This window comes from Cupriavidus sp. CP313 (assembly GCF_054072015.1).
The window spans coordinates 1-22,997 of the sequence record NZ_JBSVZB010000038.1 but is presented as its reverse complement, the minus strand read 5'-3'; the positions used below and the strand labels follow the sequence as shown (position 1 = coordinate 22,997).

Genomic DNA, 22,997 nt, shown 5'->3' with positions numbered 1-22,997 from the left:
ATATTTTGGGCGGACCTTGTAACCTTTTGCTGGGCGCGAGCGAATTGGTGGGGCGTGTCGATCGGTCACCATGCGACCGCGCCACCCTGAAGCACCTGACCAACTGAATAAGAGGCCACCCATGTCGAACACCACTCACCCGACCTCCGTCGCAGCACTCGCGCTCGCCCTCGGTATGGCACTGACGCTGTCCAGTTCGCCTGCCAATGCACAACCCGCCGACAAGGAGGCATGCTTCGGCGTCGCGAAGAAGGGCATGAATGATTGCGCTGCGGGACCTGGCACGACGTGTGCCGGTTCCTCGAAGCGCGACCACCAGGGCAACGCCTACAAGGTGGTTCCCAAAGGCACCTGCCTCAAGATTGCCTCGAAGACATCCGAAACCGGATTTGGTCAACTGCAGCCGTTCCAGGAAAAGTCCTGATTCCAGGCGTGTTCCCCGCCGCCTGTCGATCCCAAACTCCGCCGTCCTGCATCATGAGAGCCAGCGCCAACCGTGGCTGCGCGCCAACGGCTGGTATCGGCCTGAAGGCTGCCCACGTCAGTGAGGTACTCCGGCGGGGGGCGGCGGTCGACTTCTTCGAGGTGCACGCCGAGAATTACATGGTGGCCGGTGGTCCTTTCCTGAAGCACCTGGAACAGGTACGGGAGCGCTGGCCGCTGTCCATTCATGGTGTGGGCCTTTCCATCGGGGGAGAGGACCCGCTTGATGAAGGCCATCTGGAGCGGTTGGCGAGCTTGCTGGACCGCTTTCAGCCACGCTGGTTCTCCGAACACCTGGCGTGGTCATCCCACGGCGGGATCTGGCTCAACGACTTGCTGCCACTGCCGTATGACGACAGGACACTGCAGCGCGTGTGCGAGCATGTCGATCACGTCCAGCATCGTCTGGGGCGTCGCATGCTTCTTGAGAACCCCGCCACGTACCTCGAATACCAATGCTCGTCGATGAGCGAAGGAGAGTTTCTCGCCAAGGTCGTGGACCGAACTGGCTGCGGGCTATTGCTTGACGTCAACAACGCCTATGTCGGCGCGGTCAATCACCACCGCGATCCGCGTGGGTTGATCCACGCGTTAACCGCAGAGGCGATCTGCGAGGTGCATCTTGCCGGTTTCGCCGAGGATCGTGATGCGGCCGGCGGGCGATTGCTGATTGATTCCCATGGCTGCGCCGTGGACGACGACGTGTGGCGCCTGTACCAATACACGATGGGGCGACTGGGCCCGGTGCCTACGCTCATCGAGCGTGACAACGACGTGCCATCCTTGTGTGTACTGGAGGATGAAGCGGCCCGGGCGCGTTTGGTGCAAGCCGGTTGCGAGAGGCAGGGCCCCGGTACACCGTCATTGTCGAGGCGGACGGCATGAACGGCGCGCCAATGTATCCGTCGCAACGCGAGATGGCGGAGGCCCTGCTTGCCCCTTCGCTGAGCATGCCGGGCGACGCCTCGGTGTGGAAAGGGCCTGCGGCGGACAGCCGCTTCGCCGTCTATCGGAACAACGTCATCGTTTCGTTCGTCGATGCCCTGGCCTCGGGCTTTCCGGTTGTGCAGCAACTTGTCGGGGAGGCGTTCTTTCGTGCCATGGCGTGGCACTTCGCCCAGCAGCATCCCCCGCGGTCACCAGTGATGGCGGAGTACGGCAGCGGCTTCGGCGCCTGGATCGCCGGATTCCACCCCGCGATGTCGCTCCCTTACCTTGCCGACATGGCGCGCCTGGAGTGGGCGCGCTTGCGTGCGCTCCATGCGGCGGACGCGGAACCACTGGCGACCGACATGCTGGGGGCGGCGCTCAGGGATCCTGTCGGGCTGGCGAATCTGCGCCTCACGCTGCATCCCTCACTGACGTTGATGCGTTCGCCTTACGCTGTGGTTTCCGTGTGGTCGGCGCATCAGACTGAAGAGGATTCGGCTTTTGGCGCAATCGTGCTGGAATCAGAGGAGGCGGCGATTGTCATGCGTCAGGACGAGACGGTGACTGTATTGCCGGTTCCCGTGCCGACAGCGGGCGTCATCGAGGCCATCGGAAACGGTCGGACAATGAGCGAGTTGGCAGGGGGCGCATCCGGCCTCGATCTGGCAACTGCACTGGCCACCCTGATCCGCAACGGCGCAATCGTTTCATGAGTGGCACCAGCGCGATGGCGATTCCCACTATCATGGGCGTTTCTTCCTATCAACGGGTTGCCGGTACCGACTCGGGCCGATGTAACCAAAGCGAGGGCGCCGCCGAAATGCCTGATGAGGTTACGCAGAACGCTTTCGAATCCGGCGTGAAGCCGCTGTGGCTGCGCGCTCAGGCAGGAGACGAGGCAGCCTATCGGGACGCGTTGGAGCGTATTGCCGACCGACTGCGCTGCTATCTGCGTTTCCGCATGAAAGGCGTGCCGGATGACGTAGAGGACCTGGTGCAGGAAACGCTACTTGCACTGCATCTGCAGCGCGGCACCTATGACCCGTCATTTCCGGTCGGTGCGTGGGTCCTGGCGATCGCGCGCCACAAGCTGGCGGACCTCTGGCGTCGGCGTGGCAGGCGAGAGGATCTGCATGACACCCTGGATGACGTGGACGAGGCCGATCTTGCCGCCCCCCCGCAAGAGGGCGAGGCGCGACGGGACCTCGAAAAATTGCTCCAGGAGCTGTCGCTCCCCCAGCGTGAGGCCATCCTTCTGACGAAGGTCGAGGGGATGTCGGTGGCCGAGGCGGCAAAGCGGACCGGCGCGTCCGAATCGGCGATCAAGGTTCAAGTGCACCGCGGCCTCAAGCGACTGGCCGCACTGGTCAAAGGTGAGTCCAATGAAAACTGAAGCGCTGATCGAAATGCTTGCCCGTGATGCCGGTCCCGCGCCGGTCGTTGTCGCCGCCCGGCGGCTGGTTCCGGCCGTTGCCCTGGGGCTGCTATTCAGCTGCGCGCTGGCACTTGTCTTACTGGGACCCGTGGAAGGTCCGATGTTCGCAGCCGCTGCGCCGTGGATCAAACTCATATACGCATCGGCGCTCGCGATTGCCGCGGGATGGCTGACGGCCCGGCTTGCCCGGCCACTACCTCGGATAGCCGCACCTTGTCTAGCATTGTTGCTGGTGGTCTGCGCCATGGCGTTCCTTGGCCTGAACTCGGTATTGGCAACGCCCCACGGGGAGCGGGTTGCAGCGGTGCTCGGCAAGACCTGGTTCGAGTGCCCGATCATGGTGCTGGGCTTCTCACTGCCCGCATTGGCTGGCACGCTCTGGGCGGTCCGCGGCCTGGCACCCACCCGGTTGCGGGGGGCTGGATTTGCTGCGGGACTCCTGGCCGGTTGCGTGGGGGCCTTCGGCTATGCGCTGGCGTGCCCGGAAGGCTCCGCAGTGTTCGTTGCGGTATGGTATTCGATCGGTATCTGCCTGACCGCGCTGCTGGGGGCGATGTTGGGACGACGCGTCCTGTGGTGGTGAATGCACGGGTCCGCTACCGTCCCACGGCTCGCTCGGATTGCTGACGGTAAACGCGTGGCACAACGCCAAACTGCTGTTTGAAGATCCGCGAAAACGCCGCCGGGGAACTGTATCCACACGCCTCTCCCACGTTCGCAATCGGGAGTCTTCCATCCGCCAGCATGCTGGCGGCGCGCTCCATGCGCAGGCGTGTCACGAACTCCAGCGGTGTCATGCCGCCCAGATCAGCGAAGCGCCGCGCCAGCGTTGGCCTCGACATGCTGGCGATAGCCGCCAGCTTATCTATCGTCCATGACTGCTCAGGTGCAGTAATGACGGCATGAATGGCCTTGGACACGCGGGCGTCCGCCATCAGCGCAAGCACGCTTTGCGATAGCCCGCCCCTGGCGATGACCGTGCGAAGCAGAATCGTAAACAGCGCCGTGGATAACTCCGTGATGATGGCCGCGCCCCCCGGCTGGGGCACCTCTGCTTCTGCACGGATCATGGCGATCAGGCTGCGCAGCCATCCACTGTCGTTCTCGTCCGATGTACCGACTTTCATGACGCCGGGCAATGTGCGCAGGAGCGCCATACCGGGCGCGCCCAACACGAACGTTCCGCAAAGCATGTCGAGGCTCGGTTCAAGAAGGGCAGCATCCGCCGCCAGCGTTACCTCGTTGAGGACCCCATTGAAGCTCGTTTCTGTGCGGGCTACCGCGGCCCGGCCGCGGGCCCCGCCACTGAAGTGAATGTAGTGCGCTGCACCGTGCGGAAACGAAACGATATCGCCGGGCCGAAGGCGAATGGGACCGCCGGCACGATCAATGTGCGCCTCTCCCTGCAGGATGACATGGTAGGGGATATGGCCTGCCGGAGCCGCGCTTTGCGCAGCGGTCCACGGCGCTGCAATACGGCATCGAAGATCGACCGTCCCCGAGGGGGCGAGCATTTGTACCAGCGCGCTAAGCGTATCCATGGTCGCGGTACCGTTGAGACGTTCTGGCAATAATGTGCATCATTCTATGCTACTTCGATCCGCATTGTGCTGGTGCGGAGATGAGCCGGACGGGCAAATTCATGAGCATTCAGGCATCAATGGCGGAGAGGGTCGTACATACACTGGATGCAACGGACGGATGGCGTCCTTCTCTATTCAGACACTATGAAGACGATTCAAACCGATGTTGCGGTCATTGGTGCCGGTACCGCGGGACTCGCGGCATATCGCGCCGCCGTCGCGGCAGGAAAGCGTGCAGTTGTGATCGAAGGCGGCGCGTATGGGACCACCTGTGCCCGCGTGGGCTGCATGCCGTCGAAGCTGTTGATCGCCGCGGCGGAGGTTGCGCACGAGGCACGGCACACAGCCGAATTCGGTGTGCATGTGGACGGAGGCGTCCGCATTGACGGTCGCGAGGTCATGGCTCGCGTACGCCGCGAACGCGACCGCTTTGTCGGCTTTGTCGTGCAGGGCGTGGAGAATATCCCGGAGGCAGATCGCATCCGTGGTTACGCTGCCTTTGTCGACAACTCGGTCTTGCAGGTGGACGATCATACTGTGGTGCGCGCAAGCCGGGTGGTGATCGCCACCGGGTCAAGTCCAGTCGTGACACCGCAGTTCAAGGTGTTTGGGGATCGGCTGATCGTCAACGACGACGTCTTCGCATGGGAAGACTTGCCTGCTAGCGTGGCCGTGTTCGGCCCGGGCGTGATCGGGCTGGAATTGGGGCAGGCGCTGTCACGGCTTGGCGTGCGGGTTCGTGTGTTCGGCCAGAGCGGTTCGCTGGCCGCGCTGACGGATCCTGAGGTCCGGGCCTATGCCGAACGGAGCTTCAACAGGGAGTTCTATCTGGATCCTGGCGCGCGCGTCATGGACATGCGGCGAGAGGGCGACGAAGCGGTGATCACCTATGTCCACCGAGACGGCAGTACCCTGACCGAGCGCTTCGAGTACGTGCTGGCCGCCACCGGACGACAGCCCAATCTGAAAGGACTGGCCCTCGATCGCACGGGCCTGGCGCTCGATGCGCGCGGCGTTCCGCTCTATGATCCTGAAACGTTGCAGTGGGGCGATGCGCCCATATTCATTGCGGGCGATGCCAACAATGTCCTTCCGCTGCTGCACGAGGCGGCCGACGAAGGAAGGCTTGCCGGCGAGAACGCCGCTGCGTGGCCGGCTGTGAAGCCGCTTATGCGCCGCGCGCCGCTGGCAATCGTGTTCTCGGACCCGCAGATCGCCATGGTTGGCCTGCGCTACGCTGCCCTGAACATGGACACGTTTGTCACAGGAGAGGTCAGCTTCGAGGACCAGGGGCGCAGCCGCGTGATGGTGAAGAACCGCGGTCTGATGCACGTCTATGCAGATAAGGCTACTGGCCACTTCCTCGGTGCCGAATGGACCGGGCCGCGCGCCGAGAATATCGCGCACCTGCTGGCATGGTCGTACCAGCAGGGTCTGACCATAGCGCAGATGCTTGCGATCCCGTTCTATCATCCGGTCGTGGAAGAGGGCCTGCGGACAGCACTTCGGGATGCGGCCGCCAAGCTATGACGGCATCCTCGGATTGGGGCCATCACAGGACGTCAAGCGTTCCCGCGCGGCTGGGAGACTATCTGCGCGCGTTCCAGGCGCTGGTGGACCGCTACGGCTACAAGACTTCGCTGTTCGGACATTTTGGTCATGGATGCGTCCATTCGCGCATCACCTTCCGGTTGTCGAGCAATGAAGGCATCGCGCAGTGGCGCGCTATTACCCGCGAAGCGGACGAGCTGGTCGTGCAATACGGCGGCTCGCTGTCGGGCGAGCACGGCGACGGACAAGCCAAGGCCGAGTTCCTGCCCATCATGTTCGGCCCCGAGCTGATGGCAGCCATGGAACGCTTCAAGGCCATCTGGGATCCGTACAATCGCCTGAACCCGGGCAAGGTCGTGCATGCCAACCGGATGGACGAGAACCTGCGCGCGGGCCCCGAGTACAAGATCGTGACGTTGCAGACCAAGCTGGCCTTGCGCAGCGCCGAGGGTGACAGCATGCAGTGGGGCGGTGGAGCGCTGCGTCGGCATGGGGCGATGCCGCACGTAGAAGGGCAACACCATGTGCACCAGCTATCGCGTGACCCGCGAGGAGCGCTACTCGATGCGCGGCCGCTCGCGGCTGTTCTGGGAGATGCTGCACGGTGAGGTGATCGCCGACGGGTGGAAGAGCGAGGCGGTGAAGGAGGCGTTGGATACGTGCCTCTCCTGCAAGGGATGCCGTAGCGACTGCCCTACGCACGTCGACATGGCAGCCTACAAGGCTGAATTCCTGTCGCACTACTACGAAGGCCGCCGCCGCCCCAGGCAGGCCGTTATTCATGGGAAGGATCGGCGATTGGACGCCAATTGCCGCACGCTTGCCCCGGCTTGCCAATTTCTTCACACAGACGTCCGGTCTTGCGCGCCATCGCGAATCGCGTGACGGGCGTGGCCTCCAGCCGGGAGTTGCCGGCACTTGCTCCCACACCGTTCCGCAAGAGCTTTGAGGCTGGCAGTTCGGCGAGCGCGAAGGCCGATACGGGCAAGAGCCTCCCGCGCGTGGTCTTGTGGGTGGACACCTTCGCCGAACATTTCTATGCGGAGATCGCCCATGCCGCTGCCGAAGTACTGCACCATGCCGGCTTCGCACCGACCTTGCCGCCGTCCCGCAACCTCTGTTGCGGTCGGCCGTTCTTACTTCGACTTCGACCACGTGCGCGAGGAAACCGACATTGTCGGCTTTCCGATCCAGCCGCTGGTGCACCAGCTTGTGGCGATGTGGGGCGAGGCCGGGCGCCACGTGCACTGGGGCTAGCAGGCGCCTGACGTGGTCTACGACGCCTGCCGCACCATCAACGAGCACGGCGGCACGCTGGCCGACGCGCTCGTTGCACTGCCCGAGGTCACGCCCCACTCCGACCGCGCCACCATCGATCGCATGACCGATCCGGCCAACTACTACCTAGATCTTGTGCCAGAGATGGTCACCGCGCCATCGCCCTGTCCAGGCAACCTGCCGCCTGAGGTGCGCCTCAGGCGGACGAAGATACTTTGCACATGCATCCGGCATCCCGCTGAAGGGCGGAAGGGCGCAGCGCACTATTTCGAGAGACTCCAGCACAACCTTGCCGCCGGCGGCCGACGATAAAGACGCGTGGCGCCCCTATGTGCAACCCTTTCAAGGCGATTAAACGACACCTCCAGCCTTGATGACACGGGCGGTAGAAACATGCCGCCGTGCTACGCATCTGGCCACATAGCCTTTCTTCCTAGGCGCTTTCGGTCCCCGCGTATGTTTGCGCATCGCGCGAGGATCAACGTGCGTATCAACTCGCGACCGAGCTGAGCTGGGGTGAGGAGGTCATAGGCCTGCCACACCTCGGGCGGCACTGCGATCATCATGCCGGCATAAGTTGCCCGGATTTCGCTGGCCAGGTAATACGGCGAGAGTTCGATATCACTGGTATCCAGTTCATGGCGGATTCTCACCGTAGTCGCAATCACGCTCAGCACGTTATACGCCAGCGCGGCCACGCCGAAGGCCAGCAGCGCCGCGCGCGGTTGGCTCAACGAACGAATCTCACTGTTGAGCATTGTGGAATCAACCGGTGGATGCAACACACCAAAGGCTGTGTGGGCGGGGGTGTTGCAAATGAAACAAAGGCGGCGGATCTAATACACGGAAACCCAGAAGGCGTTGATGTGGGAGCGCTGGCGGAAGGGTGAAACGCTTCATCAGATTGCCCGGCTGTTCGATCGGAACCACTCGTCGGTACAGGGAATCCTGGCGGAAACAGGCGGAATACAGCCAGCACAACGACACCGCTCCAGGCTGGCGTTGAAGCTTGCCGAACGAGAGGAGATCTCGCGCTCAGTGATTGCTGGCCGCTCGATCCGTTCAGTTGCAGCCCGGCTCGGGCGGGCTCCATCTACCATCAGCCGGGAGATCAGGCGAAATGGTGGCAACTTCTGGAACACCTACGGCGTTCTCGAGCCATGCGTCGGTCGCGCCATTACACAATGAAGACTGACGACCGCCGGAACATCTGTGACGCCGTATCGATCAGTGAACGCCCTGCCACGGCTGAGGATCGCGCGATACCCGGGCACTGGGAAGGTGACCTACTGTTCGGCAGCGCCAACAGCCAGATTGCAACCTCTCGTCGAACTTCAGACCCGGTTCGTGATGCTGGTGAGGATCGCCAGCAAGGATACTGAGAGTGGTCAACGATATCGTCAGCAAAGCGGTGATAGTTCACGGCCTCGTAAGGGCCTTGTGCCGTCTTGCGTCGAATCTCGTCGAACATCCAGTCAATCTCATTCAAGTAGATGTTCGCAGCTAGTGGGAATTTGTTCTTGTTGATCAAGTGCACCACGTTGACTGCACTGCCGTCGGCGACTTGCTGCGCCTTGCGCACCAGCGGATGGGTACGTCGCACTTCTTCCGGGATTTGCGACCATGAAGAATGCTCAATCCTTTCGCGGTGGTGATGATCGCACAGCGTTTGGCCTGACTCTCAGATGATCACCATTACCGGCGAACTCGAGATCCGATGCGCGTACGGAGCGCCGTGGCGCCGGCGAAACGGGTGATGCGTATAGCAAAGTAGATGGTGATGCAGATACTGGCAAAGGCTAGCCAAGCGTGGGGCCAAAGCAAAGGCATACCGACCAGCACCAACCCGGTATTGCCTCCGGGAATCAACGTTCCGCCGATTCCCATCATTACACCGCCGAAGAGACAACGAACAAGACCGCTTACACTCGGGACGACGAACTGGATCCGCCCCGCGGTGCAGCCGCCGAGTACTGCGCCTCCGAGCAGCGTGATGTACAGGAGCAGCCTCGAAGGCAAGGCGAGTTCGGCGCCACGTGCCAAGTCGCTGAGGAGTTCAGTGTAAGTCCAATTCCCCGCCGCCATCAAGGCTACGAGGAAAGTGACACCGATGACCGTCGTGGCGACATGCGGCGACCAGATATGATCCAGTGTGGACCGATTGCTTCGGTGAATTCTTAGGGCATGCACAGAGAGCCTGATCGCAACAAGCGCGACGACCAGGACTGCCAGCCAGCTCGATGCGGCCAGAACGATGGAGTCCCGCGCCAACTGCTGCGGTGTGGGTAGGTACGCTGCAGCAAGACTACCTAGGTAGAAGCCAACCGGCGTGAAAAGATAGGCCAATTCTCCCTTGCCCAGGCGCGCGACGGTGCCAAATTCGCAAGCCCGGTTCACAAACGCACCCGCGCCGAACAGAACGCCCCCTACGATGGTTAGCGCTCCTGCCGCGTAGCCTACTGGCATCGCGGGAAGCACGCCGAATGCGTTCAGAAGGACAAGGCCACCGCCAACCCAGAGCGACGCTTCGACTAGCGCGGCCAATTGACTCACACGTCGGGTAGCCACGAATTCTTCAATCGCGGAAACCGTACAGGTGCCACCACGCTGGTTCGCAAAACCCATTAAGCCGACCGCAGCGGCGGCAATCAGAAAGGATGCTGACGCCATTGGTCGAGCCTCAGTTCATGCTTGTCGGAGTACCGAATATCCCCGACATTGGCCATAAGCTTCATGGCGAAGTCGGGGATACGAGAAAAAGCTAGTGAGCCCAGACCCTGATGGGTGAAGGTTGAACGTCAGACCGCGACGGTAGTGTCAGCATTTGCGCTGTGTTCCGGGGGCGCGGAAACCCCCGTGCGGTCCTTGCCGGCGATCTGCGAAGCGCCGCTCGCGCGGGCGCCGTCTGTGAACGGGTCCCGCGGGCTATGGATGTTGGCTCCATCTGTGTAAGGATCCGGTCGCTTGATACCGTGGGCGCCCTCTGTAAAGGCATCGAATTTGGCCTGGCGGAAGACGTAGCCGTACTTGTCGCCGTCAAGCGGACTGTCTTTCGGGCCTTGTGCCTGCGCTTGCACGGCAGTCAGTGCGCCTGCAGAGAGAATGACAGAGGAAAGGATAGCGCGAATGATAGTGGCTTTCATGGTGTTTTGGTCCCGAAGTGTGAAACGTGAGGAAAACAGGCCTCGCGGTCATCACGGTGCTTGGATAGACTTCCGTTCGTTGCGTCCATGACTGTAAGCGGTGCCGAAGCGCGATCAGGCTGCATCGCATGTAAGTACTTTAGGCGCTGCTAAATAAAATTTGAATTCTCGATGGACTCAAACGAATGCTCATTCGGCTCAAGCGATAGCGGCGCTCCCCCGTTCAGCATTTCTTTGGTCTGTGAGCAGGCGAGTGTCCCAGTAGCCTACCAACTCTATCTTCCGCGGGAGTGGGCGGGAGATGACGAGCGGCGGCACAAAGCGGGAATTCCCGCTGAGGTAAAGGAATTCCCCTGAGGTGAGGTTTGCAACCAAGACTGAGATCGCAATTGCGACAGATCGAATCGCTGTTGTCTGCTGGCGCGCCCAAGTATTGCGTGTTGGCCGATGCCGGCTACGGGGTGGCTAACGCGTTTCGTCAGCGTCTGAGCGATTTGGGCGGTATGGGGTCGCTTCAGAATTCGGACAATATTGCAGGGCAAGCGGATGAGTACCGGCCGGGCTGCTGAACCGTTGGTTTATAAGTGCGGCGTGTCACGGGGCCACACGTAGATCTGATGGGCCACAATCCATTGCCTGTCAGGAGTCCGTCGGATGTCACGACGGTGCCGTCTCGTCCGCCGGTGGCTGTGGCGTAAGCGGTATAGAAGATCTGATCGAGTTTCATGAAAGCTCCATGGTGGCCATGTGGCCGGATAAGGAGGAATCGGGTAGAAACCCCTGGATCGTAGTCCAGTACACATCGAAGGCCACAAGCGCCTGGACGTGCGGCATCAGCACGGCAGACAGGATGGTTTCGAGCAGGCTCGGTGCCACGTGGCAGCCAACCTCCGGAGAGGCAACCAGCTCCAGCGTCTGGCCATGCGATGCACCGGAACCCACCGGCAGAATCGTCAGTTGGATGTCGGCCAGCTTGCCGACGGATTCTCCGCCACCTGCGCAGCAGACCAGGTCATCGTAGGCATGCGAGTACGGATTGAGCAGGCTGGTCCATACCGTGCGGCACCGCGATGCGAGTTCAGACAGGCAATCGGCGCTGGGTACGGACACGAGGCAGCGGACAACGGACTGGGTACTCATGGAAGCCTCCTCGCAGCGGGCACGTCCGCGGGACGGCGCGCGCTGTAGACATAGTTGAGCTCGGCCACCGCGAAGGTGGCACGAATCAGGGGGATGTGGTGCGCCCACTGTCGCCACTGCACCCGCCAGGCCAGGTGAGCGATGCCGGTGTCGAAATGGCAGGAACTGCTGACGATGGCGTTCATCGGCAGCAAGGTTCTCGACGCTGGCCTTGGCGCGAATGAAGCGCAGCAGTTGATCATCGGGACCGCCGTCGGCGCACGAGATTTCCATCTCGGCGCTGCCGGCGGAACATCGCGTGACGACGAGTTCGATCATGTTCGGTGCATTGCAAGTGCGTGTGCCGTTGATCAGGCAATGTGCTGGGCCAGTGTCGGGTAATCGGTGTAGCCGTTGGCGCCGCCACCATGGAACGTTTCCTGATCGGGAGGATTGAGTGCTGCACCGGTGCGAAATCGCTCGACAAGGTCCGGGTTCGACAGGAAAAGCCGGCCATAGGACACGAGGTCGGCGTGGCCGCCGTCAATCGCCGACATGCCATCGTGGTAGCCATAGCAATTGTTGGCGATATAGACGCCGTTGAACGCGAGCCGCAGGCGTCGCGGATCGAACCCGCCAGGCACTTCGCGCTTGGCACCCCGAGCGCCTTCAACCACGTGCAGATACGCCACGCGCAGCGCGCCGACTTGCTGGGCGACATATGTGAACAGCGATTCGGGATCGCTGTCAGCGATATCGTTGAAGGTCGCCAGCGGCGAGATGCGAACACCGACGCGATCGCGGCCCCAGATGTCGATGACGGCCCGCGTGACCTCCAGCAGCAGACGCGCGCGGTTCTCGATCGATCCGCCATAGGCATCGGTGCGATGGTTGGTCTTGTCGCGCAGGAACTGGTCCAGCAGGTAACCGTTGGCGGCGTGGATCTCGACACCCTGGAAACCCGCGCGCAAGGCATTACGCGCACCGTCGCGGAACTGTTCAATGATGCCCGGGATCTCGTTGGTTTCGAGTGCGCGGGGCGTTTCCAGCGGTACAAATCCATCGTTGACGTAGAGGCGCCCGTCAGGACGAACGGCGGAGGGCGCGACGGGCAGGGCGTGGCCCGGCTGCAGCCGCGGGTGCGATACGCGACCCACGTGCCAGATTTGCGCAAAGATTCGACCACCGGCGGCGTGCACGGCATCGGTTATGCGCCGCCACTGGCGGACCTGCGCTTCGCTGTAGATGCCGGGTGTGCCCATGTAGCCCTTGCCTTGCTGCGAAACATGCGTGGCCTCGGTGATGATCAGCCCTGCGCTGGCGCGTCGCGCGTAGTAGGTGGTCGCCAGGTCGCTTGGTACGTCATCGTCATCCGCATGGCTGAGGGTCAGCGGTGCCATCACCATGCGGTTCGGCAGCGCGTAGGGGCCGAGCCTGAGTGGGGAGAACAGATCGGCGGCAATTGCGCCGTCGAGGGCTTTCTTCATTTGGGAGTCTCCGGTTGTGGATGTCATCGCCATGGGCCCGCTCCGCTACGTCAGCTGTGGTGACAGCATGCTATGGATGGTACGGATGCCGTCCGGCCATAATAGTCTGTCGGTTGATAAACTCGGCTGACACCTTGGTATGCTCTTGGAATGACTGTCAAGCGGGTATCTTCGGAGCGCGATCACCGCGCATGGCCTAGTCGTTCCGTTGCGTATCAATTCATGGTTTCCCGTGCAGGCTTATCGGCGCACGGGGGCGCTCCTATAGTTCGTTCCACCCCAACGGCCAATGACGCCGCCAGCAGAAACTACGCGAACCGAAACCAGGATTCCCCTCTCATGGGAACAAGCATGTCCGAAATTACCGGTGCGGTCCTACGCAACCACGATCTTTCGAGTAGCAGGTGATTCGATGCTGCTGAGCGCATGATCAATGAATGCGCCAATCTTTGGCGATAGGCCGCGCGCGGCCGGGTAAAGAGCGTGAATTGACCGGACAGGAGTCTTGAAGTCCGCGAGGACCCTCACGAGAGCGCCGCTGTTTAGATGGCGTTCAACAACATAATTGTGCAAATAGACGACACCCGCCCCGGACAACGCAGCGTCCACGAGCACATCGCAGTGGTCAACGACATGTCGCGCAATGTCCCCAATCTTCAGGGCCGAGATCCTGTCGCCATGTGAGAATTGCCAGTCATGAAAGCGCCCGCTGCTAGGAGAAAAGTATGCGACGCAATCATGGTCTATTAGATCGTCAGGCTGCTGCGGGAGGCCGCGCTCGCGAAGATAGCCGGGACTGGCGCAAGCGATCCACCTCGCAATGCCAAGGCGACAGGATGTCAGCTTAGGAGGAATTGACTCCCCCACTCTGATTGCCAGGTCGAAGCCGTCATCCACAAGGTCCACGATCTCGTCTGACAGGCTCGTCTCCACTACTATCTTTGGGTGGCGTCGCTGGAAAAGTGGCATCATCGGAATCAATACAGATCTCCCATAACCGACCGGGGCCGTAATTCTCAATTTTCCGTTCGGACCATTTGCGGATTCCAGCAGTTCCGCTTCTGCCATCTTTAGGTCCGCGAGAATGCCGCGACAGCGCTCAAAGAATGCTGCGCCTTCAGTAGTAAGTCCGACATTTCGCGTCGAACGATTGAGTAGCACAACGCCGGTTTGCGCCTCGAGCCGGCTGACTGCTCGGCTTACTCCAGAACTTGTCAGCCCCGTTGTCCGGGCGGCTCCGGTGAAGCTTTTCGCCTCAGCGACCCGAACGAAAGCCTCAACCAAAGAGAGATCCATCTACTATTCCTTTCGCCCGGCAAAGTGAATTCTGATCGAGGCGAATCAAGTTGCCGATTGCTTCAGCGTAGGCTTGCGCACTCAATAGCTCGTCGAGTTCCGCCTCTTGCGAAGGCTTTACCCGGAAAAGCCACATGCCGTACGGTTCCGAATTCACTTGGCCCGGGTCGGCGAGCAATTTCATGTTGGTGGAAACGATTTGGCCGGAGACCGGCGAGTGGATATCTGCCGCGGCCCTTGAGCGACGTCGTCATGGGACTCCGCCGGTTGAACCTCGAGTGATTTGGTTCTGGAATCGCACACGCTATACTTGCTGTACTTTTGCAATGAATGGGAAGGGAGAGTCGTTTACTAGTCAACCTTCCATTATTGTCAGTGACCTGCAAATACATTGGAGCCGTTCTGATGAATCCAAATACCACTTGCTGCAGGGATATCAGGGAACAGACTGAGTAGTTCTACAGCAAGGTTTCCCGGGCGGGCCGCGAAGGCCCAACCCGCCGACGTAGATCCGAAGTCGAAACGGACCTTTTCTCCGGCGTGTACTGCAATTGCTCTGGTTTGCGGAGTAACTTGGACCGTGCGCGCACCATCGACGGAAAGCGCTCGTTCGCCGAAAAGCTTGCCGGCGGAGGAAGTTTGCGGGCTCGGATCTACCTCAACCGTTTGAACAGCGAATGATGCCGAGCTTAGTGCAGTCAGCGCGGCGGCGGCCATAAGGCGTATAGCTTTGCCAAGAGGATTTTGGATACCTCGATGATGTCTGGTCATCTGTAACTTCAAGGAGTGGTTGTTGGTGAGTTGTACTGTATGGCCTTCGCGCGAGCTTGTTGAGACTCTGGCTGATCAATATGCTGCTCGAAAGTATCATGCGACTTGGCGACTTGGCGACTTGGCGCCTTGGCCGTGCCTACGCCGGGAACTGCAAGTCCTACACGGTATATGTTGCCTTCAATGCGGGCCCGGAAGAGCGGCTCCCGTTGTTCCAACATCACTTGACACGAGGCTTGTGGAAGGGCTCCCGCGGAGCGCTAGGCTTGTCCCGAGTTGCGCAATAACTTGCTAGAAGCGCTGCCTAACGGCAGGTCGGGGAATGCGAGCTTGCGCAGGCTACGCACCTGGCAGGCTGCAGAAATACCGGCCAATCACGTCAGCGCGGTAGCCTGCCGAAGCGTTGATTAACCGATACCACTCCATCTGAGATTCATGCGCGGCTCCGACACCTTCACCGAAAGCTTGTTCACTATGCGCCGATTGGAAGATTTCGTGCCGCAATCGCATCCGTTGCGCCCGATCCGCGCCATGGTCAACGAAGTCCTGGCGAAGATGGACCGGCTGTTCGCCGACATGCATGAAGCTGACATCAAGGGCGGTCGCCCGAGCATTGCGCCAGAGAAACTGCTGCGCGCGATGCTGCTGCAGGTGCTGTACAGCATCCGCTCCGAGCGCCAACTGATGGAACAAACGCAATACAACCTGCTGTTCCGCTGGTTCATCCCCCTGTCGATGGATGACGCAGTCTGGGTGCCGACGGTGTTCACCAAGAACCGCGCACCGCTGATCCAGCACGATGCCGTGATCGCGTTCTTCAACGAGGTGCTGGCCATCGCGCACAAGCGCAACTGGCTGCCGGGCGAGCACTTCAGCGTGGATGGCACGATGATTCAGGCGTGGGCCGGCCACAAGAGCTTCGTGCGCAAGGATGTCGGTGACAGCGACAACGGTGGCACCGGCGGCTTCCAAGGAGAGAAGCGCCGCAACGAGACGCATCAGTCCAAGACTGATCCGGACGCCAAGCTCTATCGCAAGGGCAAGACCGCCAGTGAGTTGCGCTACATGGGCCACACCTTGAGCGACAACGGCCATGGCCTGGTGGTTAGCGCGGTGGTGACTCATGCCGACGGATATGCTGAGCGCGAGGCCGCCAAGGCCATGCTCAACGACGCACGACAGGTCGCTAACGATCCGGGCACAGAGGTTACAGTGGGCGCCGATAAGGCCTACGATGCCGAGGAATTCATCTAAGCCTGCCTGCAGATGAAGGTCACGCCGCACGTGGCGAAAAGCACCTCAGGGCGACGCTCGGCAGTACCGGACGAGATTGCGCGCAGTACCGGCTATGCCATCTCACAACAGAAGCGCAAGCTGATCGAACAAGGCTTCGGTTGGGTCAAGACTGTGGGGCGCATGCGTCAGGTGATGGTGCGCGGCCTAAAGAAAGTCGACCAGATGTTCGTGCTGAGCATGGCCGCCTACAACCTCGTGCGGATGCGTTCGCTGGGACAAATCCGTCCGCAGTGACAGTAATGCTTGGCGAGTGAGCCGAAAACGGGCGCCAAACCGCTGGAAAACCGATGAAATGGCGGCTGGCTTCCGGATTGTGAAAAATGCCGGGCATACGAGCTGCGCAGCGGGAAGCTCTGCCCGTGTGCAGCGAGTACTTCAGCACCCTGCTAGACTAGCCAGGAGGAGGTGTAAGGGAGCGTACGTGAACAGCATACTTGGGTATATCACAGGCAGCGCCAAATTGATGGCACGTTGCGCTGTTGCGTCATCAGGCTAGCGCAAGCGGACATACTTCCAGCGAGTATGAACAACGTATCGCCAAGCAACGCCTCTATTGTCCACCCGGCGTCAACTGTGGCAGCGAGAACGCCAAGTCCGCACAGCACAAGGCGTATCGGAAAGACCTTACGCGGGATGAGTTTCGTTCCCCATACTCGCTTTGCACCAAGCGCACAGACTATCGACCCGGCAGAAGCGGGCATGGCCGCCGCATGAACTGAGGGCGCAATCCTCAAGCCAGTGAAAAATAGCAGAGCCGACACAGGACCTATCAGAACTAAGAGGGCAAGCCAGAGGTCTCAATTGAGAGAGAGAGAGAGAGAGAGAGAGAGAGTTTTTCGCGATCCGAATGTAGGTAGTACGCGAGAATCGGCAGCATGATCACGCCGCCAGCGCCGAAGCGAAGAAGCGTGGGATCGAGCTTCGTGAGGCCGTGCGCTATGCCATAGCGCGCGAAAACTGTATGGACCGCGCTGGATCCTGCCGCAATAAGCGCGGCCACTGACTCAATAGAATGCTCCAAAGTATCACTATCGCGGAATCATGTCCCCTCCTAAAGATTGGCTGAGCAGACTGCTCGAAATCATGACTGTCACAGGTCAACTCGACGTCCGATGTGCCTACGGATCGCCATGGCGCATCGTCTACGAGCAGTCCAAACTGGGCGAGATTCCTTACCATGTTGTGCTCAACGGCTCGGCGATTCTCGAAGGCCCATCCAGCACCTCGCCAATCGCCCTTCGGGCCGGTGACATCGTTCTATTGCCTCATGGTTCGGCACACATGCTCCATGACGGCAGCGGCAGACTGGCGGCACCTGCACGCGTGCGAAATGACGTCAACGTTACGGTCAGCGAAAACGACGGCCTAGGGGAACGGCTCGACATGCTCTGCGGCCACTTCTTCATCACACCTCCACATGATCGACTGGCGCGGGACTTTCTACCGACAGCGCTTATTGTTAGCGCAGCGGCGTCTGAACCGGGAGGCGGTACGCGGGCGGGCCTCACGAGTCTTATGGAGCTGATGCGAGGTGAATCGCTTGGAAATCGCCTTGGGGGACATGCGATGCTCAATGCGCTGTCGACCATGTTGTTTGCTCTGACCATGCGGTTAGCGAGCGAGTCGGACCAACCGCCTACTGGCCTTCTGGGCCTTGCTGGGCATCCAAGGTTAGCGCCGGCAATTTCTGCCATCTTCAATCAGCCTGCGTCTCCGTGGACGGTGCCCGAGCTCGCGCAACGCTGCAACATGTCGCGCGCGACGTTCATGCGGCAGTTCCAACAAAGTTTTGGACGTACCGCCCATGACTTGCTACTAGCCGTCCGAATGAGTCTGGCGGCAAATGCTCTAAAGAATCCCGTGACGAAAACGGAGGTAGTCGCTGAAACTGTCGGATATCAGTCTGTCGCCGCATTCCGGCGAGCATTTACAGAGCAGCTGGGCATGACTCCTGCGCAATGGCGTCGAACTGTTGGAACATTGTCACATCCGGATGAGCAGGCGGAAGAAGCTGTCTCTCTTTTAGGCGAGTCAGTTCCAGCCGGAAACGAGCCAACGGAGTAGACTAGCGGGACTTTCCCTCGCGCCACTGGAAAAACGAAATCACGTCTGCGCGATGGCCCGGTCTCCGGCTCCTATGCAAGCGAGCTCGCACTGACGACATTAGACAAGCGACCTACCAACGGACGCACCGCCGTCGACGAAAAGCGTCTGACCAGTGATGAACGCAGCGTCTTCGGATAACAGAAACTCGATCGCTGCCGCGATCTCATCGGGCTTGCCGAAGCGATTCATCGGAGCACTAGTCCATCGCGTCTTTGAAATAGCACCCCATTCATTTATGATGGATGCATGGGAAAAATGAACTTGGACGAGGTCGAACGAGAGCAATTGTTGGCAGCCACGCGCAGCCAAACTGTGCGTGTGGCGGATGTGCGTCGGGCCAGGTTGATCCTGATGCTCGAAGACGGGGAATCGCGCGACGCGATCATGCAGCGGCTCGGTTCCGATCCGCGCTTTATCGCGCGTTGGTCGCGCCGGTTTCTGGCCCAGCGAATGGCGGGCCTGTACGCACGCCATCCCGGCAGAGCCCCCCGCGTGCCGGAGAAGCTTGAGGCGCGTGTGGTTGAACACCACGCTCAAGCGCAAGCCAGCCGACGGCTCCACGCATTGGAGTAGTTACAAGTTGGCCGCGAAGTTGGGCAACGTGTCGGTCTCGACCGTGCAACGTATCTGGCGCGAACATGGTCTGCGCCGCCATCGACTGGCGCAGCGCATGATCTCCAACGATCCGGACTTCGAGACCAAGGCGGCCGACGTCATTGGCTTGTGCCTGAACCCGCCGGCGCATGCGGTGGTGTTCTGCGTGGACGAGAAGACCGCGATCCAGGCATTGGACCGCAAAGACCGCATGTTGCCGCTGTCGTCCGGGCGTGCCGAAAGCCATGGATTCGAGTACAAGCGCAACGGCACCTTGAGCCTGTTTGCCGCGTTGAACACGGCCACCTGCGAAGTGCTAGGCAAGACTGCGGCGCGCCATACCAGCGAGCAGTTCGTGGCGTTTCTGACCGACATCGTGGCCCATCAGCCCGATGGTCAGGAAATCCACGTGATCTGTGACAACGTGAGCAGCCACAAGACGTCGCGCGTCCAGGATTCCTGCGGGCCCATCGGCACGTGCACATGCACTTCACGCCCCCATATTCGTCGTGGCTGAACCAGGTGGAGAGTTGGTTCCGTATCCAGCGCGACGTAATTTGTCGCGGTATCTTTACTTCCGTGAAGGACCTAGACCGGAAGCTGATGCGCTATATCCGTCAGCACAACGAGAATCCGGCACCCATTAAGTGGAAGTACAACGACCCAACTCGGCGAATTCGCCCGGTGCCATTTGATTGACGCAGTGTACTAGACAGAAATCGCTTCTCCGCCAAGCTTCCTGGCGGGCTGTTCTTTCGGAACAATTCCGTCTCTGTCGGCCCTGGAGCAACGGTGTTAACCGCAATTCCTGTGGTCGCGAGTTCCAGCGCCCAAGACCTCGAGAAGTTTATTTGGGCCGCTTTCGCTGCGGCGTATGCCGTCCGTTCGAACGCGCCTAAGACCGTAAGACTCGAAATGTTGACAACACGCCCCAGCCTGCCTTTCGCATGCTTGGCAACAGAGCTTGCATAGCCTGGACGGCTGGGTGAAGCTTGGCAGTAAGGACGGCGTCGAGGTCTTCTATCTGCACCTCGCCGATTCGCTGAGGTCTAACGAGACCCACATTGTTCACGAGTCCGTCGAAGTGGATAGTACCCGTTAGCGCTGCTCAGCGCGGCTTCAGTCTGGCGGAGGTCTGACCGGTCGGGCGTCACCTGCTGATCAAACGTTTGGACGACGAGGAGCCGACCGTGGTGGCTCGGCTGACCGAGCTCGGCCGCAATCGTTATGGCGCCGCCATACGCAGTCATAGTGGGCGTTGGGAACCTCTGCCTGGCACCGGCACACTCGACGAGATGGGCCAGGTGATCGTCACGCTCATGCAGCCGTATTTGTAGCCGTATAATTATTAAACCTATTTGCGGGAGTGTGTCACGAACACGGGCGCGAGCCCGTGATGCTGTACCGAAGATGGGAGAAGGCCTCCCGAAGCCGGCCTGCAGGGGCAGGCTTCAAACCGCCCGGTGCTGCTGCGTTCAAAAGGCGTGGTAGTGAGCGACCGTGGAAAAGTCATTCTGGAGAATGGCAGGTACGTATTGAGAAGATGAACGAAAGTGAACCGTCCGATGACGCATCGAAAATAGGTCAAGACACTGTCAAAACTGGGGCCGTCCCGTAGCTCCAGGATCAGTCGGGACGATACCTGCTTACGGTCCCGTCGGCAGTCGGTGTAAAGGCGGCATGAGCTCAATACAGGCTTTGGTGCGGAACGTGAGAACCTTGCTCCGGATGTGAAGAGAAATGACAAATGGCAGACACCATGAGAAAGAATATCGATGCCGGAGTGAGGGGCGGAGCTGCCCGTAGTAGTGTTGAAGCCTTTGTAATGAAGGTGGAGCGAAGGGGCAGCGTTATCCCGCTGACGAATGTTGCCAACCGGCATTGTCGGGATGAGTGACATGACATCAGCAAAACCGTATTGCATTGCGAAGCGGGTCGTGTGGGAGGCGTACCAGCTGGTGAGGGCCAACCGCGGCGCTGCGGGCGTGGACGATGAGACCATTGCCATGTTCGAGCAGAACCTCTCGGGAAATCTCTACAAGTTGTGGAACCGGATGTCGTCGGGGTCGTACTTCCCGCCGCCCGTGAAGCAGGTGGAGATACCGAAGGCCAAGGGCGGCACGAGAAAGCTGGGCGTGCCCACTGTGTCGGACAGAATTGCTCAGACTGTTGCCAAGCTCATGATTGAACCGATCCTCGATCCGATATTCCACGAAGATTCCTATGGATATCGGCCGGGTAAGTCGGCTAAACAGGCGATTGCCGTGACGCGCAAGCGTTGCTGGCAGTATGACTGGGTTGTTGAGTTTGACATCAAGGCGGCGTTCGACCAAATCGATCATGCGTTGCTGTTAAAGGCGGTGCGAAGCCACATCAAGGAAGACTGGATCCTGCTGTACATCGAGCGGTGGCTGACTGCACCGTTCGAGACCGCGGACGGGGTACGTATTCCCCGCACGCGGGGTACACCCCAGGGCGGCGTGGTCAGTCCGATCCTGATGAACCTGTTCATGCATTATGCGTTCGATAGTTGGATGCGACGGACCCATCCTCAATCTCCCTTTGCGCGCTACCCATGCGGTGGTTCACTGCCGCACTCAGACGCAGGCAGAAGCTGTCATGCGCGCAATTGCCTCACGGCTGGAGGAGTGTGGCCTGACGATGCATCCGGAGAAGTCGAAGATTGTGTACTGCATGGACAGCAACCGTACTGGCAACTATCCAAACGTGCAGTTTACGTTTCTGGGCTTTACATTCCGGCCCAGAGACGCGTTGAGCAAGCATAACCGGCGATTCACCAGCTTCTTGCCGGCGGTGAGCAACGATGCGCTGAAACGGATGAGGACGACGGTGCGGGGCTGGCGGATATACCGTCGGACCTCGGCGACGCTTGATGATCTCGCACAGCGATGCAACGCCACGATACAAAGGTGGTGGAACTACTACGGGGCGTTCTATCGGACTGCAATGCGCAAGCTCTTCTCGTATGTTGACCGGAGGCTTGAGCAGTGGGCCAGACGCAAATATATAACACTGTCGCGGCACAAGCTGCGCAGTGTGGCCTGGCTCAGCAAGATGAAACAGGTCGTCCCCGGAATGTTCTACCACTGGCGTATCGTCGGTGCCATGGGTGGATAACGGGAGCCGTATGAAGCGCGAGCTTCACGTACGGTTCTGCGAGAGCCTCAGGGTGAAACTCCCCGGGGCTACTCACCTGGTGCACTAGTTACGTCGCCTCCGCCTTGCTACAGTAAATTCAGGCTCGCCGCGACCTTGTTGCATAAATCGAGCTTGAAGACAAAGGTCCCGCTGTGATCTTGAATTCATGCGATACGGACAGAATGAGGGCTGGCAAGCGCTGTCATGCGATTGAGCACGCCCGCGCGAATCGCCACCTCGCTCGCCTGGGAGCCGACCTTGCGTGCCCATGCCCACAGGCAATTGCCTGTGAGCGTCTTGAGGCGGTACATCAAGGTCTCGACGAGCGAGCGCCGGTGGTAGCCGCTGAACGTCTTCCATTCGCGCCGGCTACGTTGCGCAATAGCGTCAATGGCCTCGTTGCGCCAAGCCGCGCCGGACGTGCTCTCCGGCCAGGGCATCGCCCCCGCACGCGGTGGAATCGACGGTTGCGCATCTCGCGCGGCAATCGCCGCATGGCATTGCTTCGTGTCGTACGCGCCGTCGCCGCCGATGGTGTCGATCGGCGTGTCGGTGGGGATCTGATCGAGCAGCTCGGGCAACACGTCGGCATCGCCAACGTCCTGATGCGTCATCAGAGCCGCGCATATCTGACCGGTCTTCGCATCCATCGCCAAATGCACCTTGCGCCAGGTACGCCGCTTCGAATAGCCGTGCTTGCGTACCTTCCACTCGCCCTCACCGATACGCGCAAGAGAGAAAAAATGGACATCAGCCAGAGCCCTGC

At 60.4% G+C, this 22,997-nt stretch carries 25 protein-coding genes and 8 pseudogenes; 18 read left to right on the top strand and 15 right to left on the bottom strand.

From position 1 onward, the window contains the following. Window positions 1–121 precede the first annotated feature (121 nt). From ACW4E8_RS34655 to ACW4E8_RS34635, 5 genes are read left to right on the top strand one after another with little or no spacing between them, the layout of a single operon-like run. Entirely contained in the window at window positions 122–424 is a 303-nt protein-coding gene (locus tag ACW4E8_RS34655; RefSeq protein ID WP_456808630.1) for a BufA1 family periplasmic bufferin-type metallophore, read from the top strand. Window positions 425–477: 53 nt separating this feature from the next. Further along, entirely contained in the window at window positions 478–1,368 is an 891-nt protein-coding gene (gene bufB / locus ACW4E8_RS34650; RefSeq protein WP_456808629.1) for an MNIO family bufferin maturase, read from the top strand. Beyond that, window positions 1,365–2,126, top strand: coding sequence for an HvfC/BufC N-terminal domain-containing protein (locus ACW4E8_RS34645; RefSeq protein WP_456808628.1), 762 nt, complete (start codon window positions 1,365–1,367; stop codon window positions 2,124–2,126). The genes bufB and ACW4E8_RS34645 overlap by 4 nt, the downstream gene beginning before the upstream one ends. Beyond that, window positions 2,123–2,806 (top strand): sigma-70 family RNA polymerase sigma factor, encoded by a 684-nt coding sequence (locus ACW4E8_RS34640; RefSeq protein WP_456808627.1) that lies wholly within the window; start codon window positions 2,123–2,125, stop codon window positions 2,804–2,806. The genes ACW4E8_RS34645 and ACW4E8_RS34640 overlap by 4 nt, the downstream gene beginning before the upstream one ends. Further along, window positions 2,796–3,431 carry a DUF1109 domain-containing protein gene (locus ACW4E8_RS34635; RefSeq protein ID WP_456808626.1) on the top strand — a complete coding sequence of 212 codons (636 nt, stop codon included), beginning with the start codon at window positions 2,796–2,798 and terminating at the stop codon, window positions 3,429–3,431. The genes ACW4E8_RS34640 and ACW4E8_RS34635 overlap by 11 nt, the downstream gene beginning before the upstream one ends. Before the next feature lie 13 nt (window positions 3,432–3,444). Here ACW4E8_RS34635 and ACW4E8_RS34630 read toward each other — a convergent pair whose 3' ends face one another. Next, window positions 3,445–4,389, bottom strand: coding sequence for a cupin domain-containing protein (locus ACW4E8_RS34630; protein WP_456808625.1), 945 nt, complete (start codon window positions 4,387–4,389; stop codon window positions 3,445–3,447). A gap of 186 nt (window positions 4,390–4,575) precedes the next feature. Here ACW4E8_RS34630 and ACW4E8_RS34625 point away from each other — a divergent pair, with 186 nt between their 5' ends. From ACW4E8_RS34625 to ACW4E8_RS34610, 4 genes and pseudogenes are all read left to right on the top strand, one after another. Then, the gene (locus tag ACW4E8_RS34625) at window positions 4,576–5,961 is read left to right on the top strand and encodes a dihydrolipoyl dehydrogenase (RefSeq protein ID WP_456808624.1); all 1,386 of its coding nucleotides are present in this window, start codon (window positions 4,576–4,578) and stop codon (window positions 5,959–5,961) included. A 41-nt stretch (window positions 5,962–6,002) separates the two neighbouring features. Further along, window positions 6,003–7,115, top strand: a pseudogene (locus ACW4E8_RS34620) (FAD-binding and (Fe-S)-binding domain-containing protein); the annotation flags it as partial. Beyond that, window positions 7,036–7,239, top strand: a complete 204-nt coding sequence (locus ACW4E8_RS34615; protein WP_456808680.1) for a hypothetical protein — start codon at window positions 7,036–7,038, stop codon at window positions 7,237–7,239. The pseudogene ACW4E8_RS34620 and the gene ACW4E8_RS34615, both read left to right, overlap by 80 nt. Beyond that, window positions 7,240–7,448: pseudogene (locus tag ACW4E8_RS34610) on the top strand (3-carboxy-cis,cis-muconate cycloisomerase); the annotation flags it as partial. 216 nt (window positions 7,449–7,664) lie between these two features. Here the strand turns inward: ACW4E8_RS34610 and ACW4E8_RS34605 are convergent. After that, window positions 7,665–8,018, bottom strand: coding sequence for a hypothetical protein (locus tag ACW4E8_RS34605; protein WP_456808623.1), 354 nt, complete (start codon window positions 8,016–8,018; stop codon window positions 7,665–7,667). A gap of 106 nt (window positions 8,019–8,124) precedes the next feature. Here ACW4E8_RS34605 and ACW4E8_RS34600 point away from each other — a divergent pair. Beyond that, window positions 8,125–8,646 (top strand): annotated as a pseudogene (locus ACW4E8_RS34600) (transposase); the annotation flags it as partial. Between the two features lie 139 nt (window positions 8,647–8,785). On the opposite strand, the pseudogene ACW4E8_RS34595 reads toward ACW4E8_RS34600, so the two are convergent. From ACW4E8_RS34595 to ACW4E8_RS34585, 3 genes and pseudogenes are all read right to left on the bottom strand, one after another. Next, window positions 8,786–8,875, bottom strand: a pseudogene (locus tag ACW4E8_RS34595) (hypothetical protein); the annotation flags it as partial. Between the two features lie 80 nt (window positions 8,876–8,955). Beyond that, window positions 8,956–9,930, bottom strand: coding sequence for a YeeE/YedE thiosulfate transporter family protein (locus tag ACW4E8_RS34590; RefSeq protein ID WP_456808622.1), 975 nt, complete (start codon window positions 9,928–9,930; stop codon window positions 8,956–8,958). A gap of 128 nt (window positions 9,931–10,058) precedes the next feature. Next, window positions 10,059–10,403, bottom strand: coding sequence for a hypothetical protein (locus tag ACW4E8_RS34585; protein WP_456808621.1), 345 nt, complete (start codon window positions 10,401–10,403; stop codon window positions 10,059–10,061). A gap of 195 nt (window positions 10,404–10,598) precedes the next feature. Between ACW4E8_RS34585 and ACW4E8_RS34580 the strand changes: the two are divergent. Continuing rightward, window positions 10,599–10,903: pseudogene (locus ACW4E8_RS34580) on the top strand (transposase); the annotation flags it as partial. A 223-nt stretch (window positions 10,904–11,126) separates the two neighbouring features. Here ACW4E8_RS34580 and ACW4E8_RS34575 read toward each other — a convergent pair. Beyond that, window positions 11,127–11,543 (bottom strand): hypothetical protein, encoded by a 417-nt coding sequence (locus tag ACW4E8_RS34575; protein WP_456808620.1) that lies wholly within the window; start codon window positions 11,541–11,543, stop codon window positions 11,127–11,129. Continuing rightward, window positions 11,540–11,728, bottom strand: a complete 189-nt coding sequence (locus ACW4E8_RS34570; RefSeq protein WP_456808619.1) for a hypothetical protein — start codon at window positions 11,726–11,728, stop codon at window positions 11,540–11,542. The genes ACW4E8_RS34575 and ACW4E8_RS34570 overlap by 4 nt, the downstream gene beginning before the upstream one ends. Between ACW4E8_RS34570 and ACW4E8_RS34565 the strand changes: the two genes are divergently transcribed. Further along, window positions 11,718–11,924, top strand: coding sequence for a hypothetical protein (locus tag ACW4E8_RS34565; RefSeq protein WP_456808618.1), 207 nt, complete (start codon window positions 11,718–11,720; stop codon window positions 11,922–11,924). The two genes, ACW4E8_RS34570 and ACW4E8_RS34565, sit on opposite strands and share 11 nt — an antisense overlap. Here ACW4E8_RS34565 and ACW4E8_RS34560 read toward each other — a convergent pair. The 4 genes and pseudogenes from ACW4E8_RS34560 to ACW4E8_RS34545 form a co-directional block, all read right to left on the bottom strand. Continuing rightward, window positions 11,894–13,009, bottom strand: coding sequence for an alkene reductase (locus ACW4E8_RS34560; RefSeq protein ID WP_456808617.1), 1,116 nt, complete (start codon window positions 13,007–13,009; stop codon window positions 11,894–11,896). The genes ACW4E8_RS34565 and ACW4E8_RS34560 overlap by 31 nt on opposite strands. A gap of 375 nt (window positions 13,010–13,384) precedes the next feature. Next, window positions 13,385–14,305: a LysR substrate-binding domain-containing protein gene (locus ACW4E8_RS34555; RefSeq protein ID WP_456808616.1), complete on the bottom strand. Its 921-nt coding sequence runs from the start codon at window positions 14,303–14,305 to the stop codon at window positions 13,385–13,387. Continuing rightward, window positions 14,286–14,531 (bottom strand): annotated as a pseudogene (locus ACW4E8_RS34550) (glycine cleavage system protein H); the annotation flags it as partial. The pseudogene ACW4E8_RS34550 and the gene ACW4E8_RS34555, both read right to left, overlap by 20 nt. A 146-nt stretch (window positions 14,532–14,677) precedes the next feature. Beyond that, window positions 14,678–15,076 carry a CzcE family metal-binding protein gene (locus ACW4E8_RS34545; protein WP_456808615.1) on the bottom strand — a complete coding sequence of 133 codons (399 nt, stop codon included), beginning with the start codon at window positions 15,074–15,076 and terminating at the stop codon, window positions 14,678–14,680. Window positions 15,077–15,511: 435 nt separating this feature from the next. Here ACW4E8_RS34545 and ACW4E8_RS34540 point away from each other — a divergent pair. Both ACW4E8_RS34540 and ACW4E8_RS34535 read left to right on the top strand, forming a co-directional pair. Next, window positions 15,512–16,606, top strand: a pseudogene (locus tag ACW4E8_RS34540) (IS5 family transposase). 807 nt (window positions 16,607–17,413) lie between these two features. Next, window positions 17,414–18,436 carry a cupin domain-containing protein gene (locus tag ACW4E8_RS34535; protein ID WP_456808614.1) on the top strand — a complete coding sequence of 341 codons (1,023 nt, stop codon included), beginning with the start codon at window positions 17,414–17,416 and terminating at the stop codon, window positions 18,434–18,436. Window positions 18,437–18,535: 99 nt separating this feature from the next. On the opposite strand, the gene ACW4E8_RS34530 is transcribed toward ACW4E8_RS34535, so the two are convergent. Beyond that, complete coding sequence (locus tag ACW4E8_RS34530) at window positions 18,536–18,763, bottom strand: SDR family oxidoreductase (RefSeq protein ID WP_456808613.1); 228 nt, start codon at window positions 18,761–18,763, stop codon at window positions 18,536–18,538. Here ACW4E8_RS34530 and ACW4E8_RS34525 point away from each other — a divergent pair. Then, window positions 18,725–19,771 (top strand): annotated as a pseudogene (locus tag ACW4E8_RS34525) (IS630 family transposase). The gene ACW4E8_RS34530 and the pseudogene ACW4E8_RS34525 overlap by 39 nt on opposite strands. Here the strand turns inward: ACW4E8_RS34525 and ACW4E8_RS34520 are convergent. Then, window positions 19,690–19,989 carry an SDR family NAD(P)-dependent oxidoreductase gene (locus tag ACW4E8_RS34520; RefSeq protein WP_456808675.1) on the bottom strand — a complete coding sequence of 100 codons (300 nt, stop codon included), beginning with the start codon at window positions 19,987–19,989 and terminating at the stop codon, window positions 19,690–19,692. The pseudogene ACW4E8_RS34525 and the gene ACW4E8_RS34520 sit on opposite strands and share 82 nt — an antisense overlap. After that, entirely contained in the window at window positions 19,968–20,102 is a 135-nt protein-coding gene (locus tag ACW4E8_RS34515; protein WP_456808674.1) for a hypothetical protein, read from the bottom strand. The genes ACW4E8_RS34520 and ACW4E8_RS34515 overlap by 22 nt, the downstream gene beginning before the upstream one ends. Window positions 20,103–20,241: 139 nt before the next feature. Between ACW4E8_RS34515 and ACW4E8_RS34510 the strand changes: the two genes are divergently transcribed. The 3 genes from ACW4E8_RS34510 (at window position 20,242) to ACW4E8_RS34500 (ending at window position 22,210) form a co-directional block, all read left to right on the top strand. Then, window positions 20,242–20,409, top strand: coding sequence for a hypothetical protein (locus ACW4E8_RS34510; protein ID WP_456808612.1), 168 nt, complete (start codon window positions 20,242–20,244; stop codon window positions 20,407–20,409). Between the two features lie 561 nt (window positions 20,410–20,970). Continuing rightward, window positions 20,971–21,858: a group II intron reverse transcriptase/maturase gene (locus tag ACW4E8_RS34505; protein WP_456808611.1), complete on the top strand. Its 888-nt coding sequence runs from the start codon at window positions 20,971–20,973 to the stop codon at window positions 21,856–21,858. Beyond that, entirely contained in the window at window positions 21,845–22,210 is a 366-nt protein-coding gene (locus ACW4E8_RS34500) for a group II intron maturase-specific domain-containing protein (RefSeq protein WP_456808610.1), read from the top strand. Before ACW4E8_RS34505 ends, ACW4E8_RS34500 begins: the two co-directional genes overlap by 14 nt. 185 nt (window positions 22,211–22,395) lie before the next feature. Here the strand turns inward: ACW4E8_RS34500 and ACW4E8_RS34495 are convergent. Continuing rightward, window positions 22,396–22,997 (bottom strand): IS5 family transposase (locus ACW4E8_RS34495; RefSeq protein WP_456808609.1); only part of this gene is annotated, 602 nt, incomplete at its 5' end.